This window comes from Ruegeria sp. SCP11 (assembly GCF_040329455.1).
Classification (GTDB): Bacteria; Pseudomonadota; Alphaproteobacteria; order Rhodobacterales; family Rhodobacteraceae; genus Ruegeria; species Ruegeria atlantica_E.
Genome location: NZ_JBDZYG010000070.1, coordinates 1 through 223, shown reverse-complemented (window position 1 = coordinate 223; position 223 = coordinate 1). Strand labels below are relative to the sequence as shown.

The 223-nt window shown below is 61.9% G+C and carries 1 protein-coding gene; it reads right to left on the bottom strand.

The features are described from left to right. A partial coding sequence (locus tag ABLN94_RS24665) for an aldehyde dehydrogenase family protein (RefSeq protein WP_352997366.1) occupies window positions 1-223 on the bottom strand: 223 nt, incomplete at both ends.

Genomic DNA, 223 nt, shown 5'->3' with positions numbered 1-223 from the left:
TCCGCCTTCACGTCCTTGTGCACGATCAGGCGCGACGAGGCCGAGCAGTTCTCGCCCATGTTCCAGAACGCCCCGTTGACCACATGCGCAGCCACACGGTCCAGATTTTCCGCGTCGTCCATGACGATGGCCGGGTTCTTGCCGCCCATCTCCAAAACCACTTCTTTGGCGTTGCTTTCCGCCGAATAGGTCAGGAACCGCTTGCCCGTCACCGTCGAGCCGG